This is a genomic window from Corallococcus sp. 4LFB (assembly GCF_046520365.1).
Lineage (GTDB): Bacteria > Myxococcota > Myxococcia > Myxococcales > Myxococcaceae > Corallococcus > Corallococcus caeni.
In genome coordinates, this window is record NZ_JBKGHJ010000448.1 from 1 (window position 1) to 6,926 (window position 6,926).

4 protein-coding genes and 4 pseudogenes are annotated in these 6,926 nt (G+C 72.1%); 5 read left to right on the forward strand and 3 right to left on the reverse strand.

The genetic code is table 11. The features are described from left to right. Positions 1 to 499: pseudogene (locus tag ACLEQD_RS33555) on the reverse strand (cell envelope biogenesis protein TolA); the annotation flags it as partial. Positions 500 to 676: 177 nt separating this feature from the next. Between ACLEQD_RS33555 and ACLEQD_RS33560 the strand changes: the two are divergent. Continuing rightward, positions 677 to 1,525 carry a 2-oxo acid dehydrogenase subunit E2 gene (locus ACLEQD_RS33560; protein ID WP_410389650.1) on the forward strand — a complete coding sequence of 283 codons (849 nt, stop codon included), beginning with the start codon at positions 677 to 679 and terminating at the stop codon, positions 1,523 to 1,525. On the opposite strand, the pseudogene ACLEQD_RS33565 reads toward ACLEQD_RS33560, so the two are convergent. Together ACLEQD_RS33565 and ACLEQD_RS33570 are read right to left on the reverse strand one after the other, a co-directional pair. Then, positions 1,522 to 2,474, reverse strand: a pseudogene (locus ACLEQD_RS33565) (zinc metalloprotease HtpX). The gene ACLEQD_RS33560 and the pseudogene ACLEQD_RS33565 overlap by 4 nt on opposite strands. 145 nt (positions 2,475 to 2,619) lie before the next feature. Further along, on the reverse strand, positions 2,620 to 3,039 hold the full coding sequence (locus tag ACLEQD_RS33570; protein ID WP_410389652.1) for a hypothetical protein: 420 nt from the start codon (positions 3,037 to 3,039) through the stop codon (positions 2,620 to 2,622). A gap of 151 nt (positions 3,040 to 3,190) precedes the next feature. Here ACLEQD_RS33570 and fni point away from each other — a divergent pair. The 4 genes and pseudogenes from fni to ACLEQD_RS33590 all read left to right on the forward strand — a co-directional run. Next, positions 3,191 to 4,247: pseudogene (fni, locus tag ACLEQD_RS33575) on the forward strand (type 2 isopentenyl-diphosphate Delta-isomerase). Between the two features lie 33 nt (positions 4,248 to 4,280). Then, a complete protein-coding gene (locus ACLEQD_RS33580; RefSeq protein ID WP_171437173.1) occupies positions 4,281 to 5,609 on the forward strand; it encodes a hydroxymethylglutaryl-CoA reductase, degradative in 1,329 nt (442 codons plus the stop codon). A 94-nt stretch (positions 5,610 to 5,703) separates the two neighbouring features. Next, positions 5,704 to 6,654, forward strand: a complete 951-nt coding sequence (gene mvk / locus ACLEQD_RS33585; RefSeq protein WP_410389654.1) for a mevalonate kinase — start codon at positions 5,704 to 5,706, stop codon at positions 6,652 to 6,654. Further along, positions 6,651 to 6,926, forward strand: a pseudogene (locus tag ACLEQD_RS33590) (diphosphomevalonate decarboxylase); the annotation flags it as partial. The gene mvk and the pseudogene ACLEQD_RS33590, both read left to right, overlap by 4 nt.

The window sequence follows — 6,926 nt, forward strand, 5'->3', positions numbered from 1 at the left end:
CGGCGGCCGCGGGCGCGGACGCCTGCGCGGGGACGGCGGCGGCGGGGACTTCACGGCGGCGGGGGCTGTTGCGCGACTCGGTCTCCGCGCGCAGCCGGGCGTTCTCCGTCAGGGCCTGCGCCAGCTCCGAACGGGTCTGCTCCAGCTGGATGCTGGCGTTGCGCTCCACCTCGGCGCGCGCCTTCGCCAGGTCGTTCGAACCCTTGTCGCCTTCCTTCTGCTCGAAGAGCTTGCGCTTGGTCTGCTTGAGCTGCTCCTTGACCTCCTGGAGCTGCGCGCGCTGCTCGTCCAGCTCCTTCTGCTTGCGCTGGACCTCCGATTCCGCCTTCGCGCGCGCCTTGCTCTCGGACTCCAGCTCGCCCCGGAACGACGGCGCGGAAGAGGAAGAAGAGAGCGAGGAACGGCCCGCGTTGGCACCAGCGCCGCTCTTGTCTCCGAAGAGCAGCAGGCCGAGCGTCACCGCGAACCCGACCGATACGAGGATGAGTGCAACCAGCAAGGGAACGACCTCCACAGAAGGATGCAAAAAGCGGGGCAGCCTACCGCTGGGACATGGCGCGTCAAGGCTTCACTGGCAGGCAACCCGGCGGGCCCCACCCACCGCGCCGGCCGGGTCGCGCCGGCCGCCTGTATTCCGGCTCCCCCATGAGCGCCGTCCTGGGGCACGCTCCCGTCCATGGCGCACCTGGAGCTGAAGCCGAAGCGGGACGTGTCGAGCTTCCGCAAGCTCGCCATCGGGAGCTGGACGACCGCGTATGACCCGACGGTCTACGGCACGCTGACGGTGCGCATGGACGCGGCGCTCGCCTGGCTGGACGCCTTCCACCAGCGCACCAGCGTGCGGCTCACCGCGACGCACCTGGTCCTCAAGGCCGTGGGTGAGGCCCTGCGCCGCTGCCCGGACGCCAACGCGCTGCTGCGCTACCAGCGCATCTACCTGCGCCAGCGCATCACCGTGTGCGCGGTGCTCCCCGGCGCGGATCAACAGGGCCTCACGCCCGTGCGCATCGAGGGCGTGGATCAGAAGTCCGTGCACGAGCTGGCGCTGGAGGTGGAGACCACCGCGGCGCGCGTGCGCGAGGGCCGGGACCCGCAAGTGGAACAGGGCCGGCGCCTCCTGGCGCGCGTGCCGCACCTGCTGCTGCACCGCTTCACCGGACTGGTGTCGTTCCTCACGTACACGCTGAACGTGGATCCGAACTGGCTGGGCCTGCCGAGGGATCCGTTCGGCTCAGCGGTGGTGGTGGACGTGGGCGCGCTGGGGCTGGACACGGCCTACCTGCCGCTCGCGCCCTTCACCCGCGTGCCCGTCTTCCTCGCGCCCGGCGCGGTGCGGGAGGTGGCGGTGGTGGAGGAGGGGCGGGTGGTGCCCGGCCACGTGATGAACATCAACGCGTCCTTCGACCACCGCTTCCTCGACGGCTACCACGCGGGCGTCATCGCCAGCACGCTGCGCGAGATGCTGGAGCACCCGGAGGAGTCCTTCGGCCCCCTGCCGGATGCCCCGGTTTCAGCGCCCACCTAGTACGCGTACTCCCAGCCGCCGCGGCCGCGCGTGCCCTGGCCCATGCGCGCGCTCATCTCGCGCAGCCGGCGCACGCGCTCCGGGATGGGCGGGTGCGTGGAGAACAGCGACATCACCCCGCCGTGGTGCAGCGGGTTGACGATGAACAGGTGCGACGTCGCGGGCGCCCGGTCGTACGGGATGGCCTCCGCGCTTCGCTCCATCTTCAGGAGCGCGCTCGCCAGCGCCTCCGGGTCGCCGCACAGCTCCGCGCCCGTGGCGTCCGCGCCGTACTCGCGCGAGCGGCTCACCGCCAGTTGCAGCAGCGTGGCCGCGATGGGCGCCACCAGCAGCAGGCCCAGGTTGGACAGCGCCCCCGCGAGCCCGCCCTCGTCGTCGTCGCTCCGGCTGAGCATGCTGCCGCCGAACCAGAAGAGCATCTGCGCCGCGTAGCTGATGATGCCCGCGAGCGTCGCCGCCACCGTGCCGATGAGCGTGTCCCGGTTGCGCACATGGCCAAGCTCGTGCGCGAGCACGCCCTCCAGCTCGCGCCGGTCCAGGATGTCCACGATGCCCGCCGTCACCGCGACGGCGCGTGGCTCGGGTTGCGGCCCGTGGCGAACGCGTTGGGCTGCGCGGTGGGCAGGAGGTACACCTTCGGCTTCGGCATGCCCGCTCTCGCGGCCAGCCGCTCCACCATCTCGTGCAGCCACGGCGCCTGCTCGTAGGGCAGCGGCTGGGCGCCGTGGATGGCCAGCGCGATGCGGTCGCTGAACCAGTACGAGCCGAAGTTCATCACCACCGCGAAGACGCCCGCCACCGCCAGGCCCTGTGCGCCGCCCAGCCGCTGGCCGATGACGAGCACCAGCGCCGTCAAGCCCGCCAGCAGCACGGTCGTCTTCAATGCGTTGCCCAGCCGGTGCCACCCGCCGCCCTTGAGCGCCGGAGCCGCCGGTCCTCGGGATGTCATGTGGGGGTCACGCCGCGCCATGGTCCTCGTTCCGTGCCTTTCGCCCCGTCAAGGGGGCCACACGAAACGTAAGCAGGCGCAAGGGGGCGTCAACGCAACGGGTCCAAGCCACCCCGGAGGCCCATGGCCCCTGGGGCCGCTCGTCTCAAAGGTAGAAACGATCCGTCACGCCCGCCGTACGCTGGAGGATGGCGCTCCAACCGAGCCAGACATCAATGCCACTGTCGCCCGCCTTCGACTCGCTCCCCAGGGCACCGAGCGAGCCCGTGCAGCCCGCCACCGTGCCCAGCCCGGACTCGCGCACGTGCGTGAGGAGCGCGCGCGCGGTGGGCATGCCGCGCGCCTCGAAGCGGTCCGCCACGTCCTCGCGGCCGGCGAAGTCCGGCTCGTCCAGCCTGTCCATCAGGAAGCGTTCCAGGGCCCACCAGAACAGGTACACCTCCACGCGCCGTCCGGCCGCGGTCGCCGCCGCCGCGATGGAGAGCCCCTGGTGCACCCGGTCGTATTCGCCACTGTGCAGGAAGACGACGACCCTGTTCTCCGGCGTGCTCACGCGGTGGCTCATACCGTCCAGAAGCCACCGCGTCCATCCGCGCCCCGAGGGCGACCGCTGGGGCCCTTTGGCTTGCACCCCGGCCCGGGCACTTGCTAGGAACCCAATGACCTTCCAGGCTTACACGTTTTTTGCAACGACAGCGCGGGCGGCACTCAGGGACATGGGCGACGAGACGACAGCCAGGCGGAAGGATGCCCACCTCGACCTGTGCGCGACCGGCGACGTGGAGCCGGCACAGAACTCCACACTGCTGGAGCACGTGCACCTCATCCACTGCGCCATGCCGGAGATGGCCGTGGAGGACGTGGACCTGTCCACGCCGTTCCTGGGCAAGCGGCTCCAGGCGCCGCTGCTCGTCACCGGGATGACGGGCGGCACCGACCGCGCGGGCACGGTGAACCGGGACCTGGCGCTGCTCGCCGAGCGGCACGGCCTGGCCTTCGGCGTGGGCAGCCAGCGCGCGATGTCGGAGGACAGCGCTCGCGCGGCGTCCTACGCGGTGCGTGACGTGGCGCCCACGGTGGCGCTCTTGGGCAACATCGGGCTGTACCAGGCCATTGGCCTGGGCGTGGACGGCGTGCGGCGGCTGATGGACGCCATTGGCGCGGACGGCATGGCGCTGCACCTCAACGCGGGCCAGGAGCTGACGCAGCCCGAGGGCGACCGCGACTTCCGGGGCGGCTACCGCGTGGTGGAGGCGCTGTCGCGCGCGTTCGGCGACCGGCTGCTGGTGAAGGAGACCGGGTGCGGCATCGGCCCGGACGTGGCGCGGCGGCTGGTGGAGCTGGGCGTGCGCAACGTGGACGTCTCCGGGCTGGGCGGCACGTCGTGGGTGCGCGTGGAGCAGCTTCGCGCGGCGGGCCGCAGGCCCAGGTGGGCGCGGAGTTCAGCGGCTGGGGCATCCCCACCGCGGCGGCCATCGCCAGCGTGCGCAAGGCGGTGGGGCCGGAGGTGCGGCTCGTGGCCAGCGGCGGGGTGCGCGGTGGGCTGAGTCCGCGAAGGTGCTCGCGCTGGGCGCGGACCTGGCGGGCATGGCGCTGCCGCTGTTCCGGGCCCAGCAGCAGGGCGGGCTGCCGGCCGCGGAGGAGGCGCTGAAGGTCATCCTCACCGGCCTGCGGCAGGCGCTGGTCCTGACGGGCAGCCGCTCCGTCGCGCAATTGCGGCAGCGGCCCCGCGTGTTGACCGGCGCGTTGAAGGATTGGTTGGCGGCGTTGTGATGCCGGGTGGATCCCAGGTTGGGAAGGAAGAACATGTCTGACACCGTGACGTCCCGGCTCGCCGGATTCCACAAGCTGCCCCTGGAGGAGCGTCTGGCGCGCATTGGCCAGATGTTCCGGCTGACCGAGGCGGAGCTGGACCAGCTGCGCGGCGAGAGCGGCCTGGACCTGTCGACCGCCAACCAGATGATCGAAAACGCGGTGGGCACGTTCTCCCTGCCGCTGGGCCTGGGCCTGAACCTCAACGTCAACGGGCGCGACTACCTGGTGCCCATGGCGGTGGAGGAGCCCTCCGTCGTCGCGGCGGTGTCGTTCGCGTCCAAGATTGTCCGCGAGGCGGGCGGCTTCGTCGCGGAGGCCGACGAGTCGATGATGATCGGCCAGGTGCAGGTCTCCAACTACGGGGACGCCGGCATCGCGCGCGAGCGGATTTTGGACGCGAAGGAGCAGATCCTCGCCCTGGCCAACAGCTTCCACCCGGCCATGGTGGCCCGCGGCGGCGGCGCGAAGGACGTGGAGGTGCGCCTGCTGCCCGCGCCGGAGGGCCCGCGCGGCGAGCCGCTGCTCATCGTCCACCTGCTCATCGACGCGCAGGAGGCGATGGGGGCGAACCTCATCAACACCATGGCGGAGGGCGTGGCGCCGCTGATTGAACAGGTCACGGGCGGCCGGGTCTACCTGCGCATCCTGTCGAACCTGGCGGACAAGCGGCTGGCGCGCGCCACGTGCCGCATCCCGCTGCCGCTCCTGGCGGACTTCGGCCTGCCGGGCGAGGAGATCGCCGAGGGCATCGCCCAGGCGAGCCGCTTCGCGGAAGCGGACCCGTACCGCGCCGCCACGCACAACAAGGGCGTGATGAACGGCATCGACGCGGTGGCCATCGCCACGGGGCAGGACTGGCGCTCCATCGAGGCGGGCGCGCACGCGTTCGCGTGCCGGGGCGGGCAGTACCGGCCGCTGTCCACCTGGTACCTGGAGGAGGGGCACCTCGTCGGCCGCATCGAGCTGCCGCTGGCGCTGGGCATGGTGGGCGGCCCCATCAAGATCCACCCGGGCGCGCAGGTGGCGCTCAAGCTGATGCGCGCGACCAGCGTGCGTGAGCTGTCCATGGTGTTCGCGGCGGTGGGCCTGGCGCAGAACTTCGCGGCGCTGCGGGCCCTGGGGTCCGTGGGCATCCAGAAGGGCCACATGGCCATGCACGCGCGCAGCGTCGCCGTCACGGCGGGCGCGCGCGGCGGGGACGTGGAGAAGGTGGCCAACCTGCTGGTGAAGGCGGGGCACGTGAAGGTGGAGAAGGCGCGCGAAATCCTCGCGAGCCTGCCCCCGGAGACGCCCGCCATCGCCACCCTCACCAACGGCTGACGTCCGCCCCCGGAGCGCTCCTTTCGCGGGAGCGCTTGACGCAGTGGGGCGGTGCGCGGAAAGAAAGCGCCCGTCCCTTCGCCTGCCTGGTGCCATGACTCCCGCAAAGAATCCCCTGGTCGCCTTCGGTGCCGGCAAGGTCATCCTGCTGGGCGAGCACAGCGTGGTGTACGGCTACCCGGCCATCGCTGGTCCCCTGAGCATCGGCGTGGTGGCGCGCGGCGTGCCGTCCCGCTCGTGCGTGCTGGACGTGCCGGTGACGGCGGACGCGGCGCAGAAGCGGATGATGCGCAAGGCCTTCGCGCGGGCGGCGAGGCTGGTGGGCGAGCCGAAGGTGAAGGTGACGCTGGAGCCGCAGCTGCCGCTGTCCGCGGGGCTGGGCAGCTCCGCGGCGCTGGCGGTGGCCACCTCCCGCGTGCTGCTCCAGGCGGCGGGGCAGGCACCCACGGCGAAGGCGACGGCGCGGCTGGCGTGGGAGATGGAGCAGGAGTTCCACGGCACGCCGTCGGGCGTGGACCACACCACCAGCGCGGAGGAGAAGCTCATCCTCTACCGGCGGGTGCAGGCCCCGGCGGGCGTCACCGGGCGGGCGCGCGAATTGAAGAGCCCGCGTCCCGTGTCCGTGGTGGTGGCGCTGGCGGGCGCGCGCAGTCCCACGAAGCTGACGGTGGGGGCGCTGCGCGAGCGGCAGGCGCGGTGGCCGGAGCGCTACAAGCGGCTCTTCGGTCAGGTGGGGAGGCTCGTCACCGACGCGGCGAAGGCGGTGGAGGCGGGCGACCTGGAGGGACTGGGGGACGCGATGAACGTCAACCAGGGCCTCCTGAACGCGCTGGGGCTGTCGTCGCCAGCGCTGGAGGACATGGTGTTCCGGCTGCGCTCGCTGGGCGCGCTGGGCGCCAAATTCACGGGAGCGGGAGGTGACGGTGGCGCGGTCATCGGCCTCTTCTCCGAACCGGAGCCCGTGGTCGCGCAACTGACGCGTGACGGCGTGCGCTGCTTCGCGAGCCAGCTCGCGGGGCCGCGGGCCCAGGGAGACATTCCATGAAGGCAACGGTCCGGGCGCATCCCAACATCGCGCTCGTGAAGTACTGGGGGAAGCGGGACGAAGCGCTCATCCTCCCGCATCAGTCCAGCCTGTCGCTGACGCTGGCGCCCATCCACGTGACGACGACGGTGGAGTTCGGCGCGCAGGCTGACACGGTGGAGCTGCACGGCCACGTGGCGAAGGGCAGCGAGCGCGACCGCGTGCTGCGCCTGCTGGACGCGGTGCGCGCGCAGGCGGGGCGCGACCTGGGGCCCGCGAAGGTGGTGTCGCGC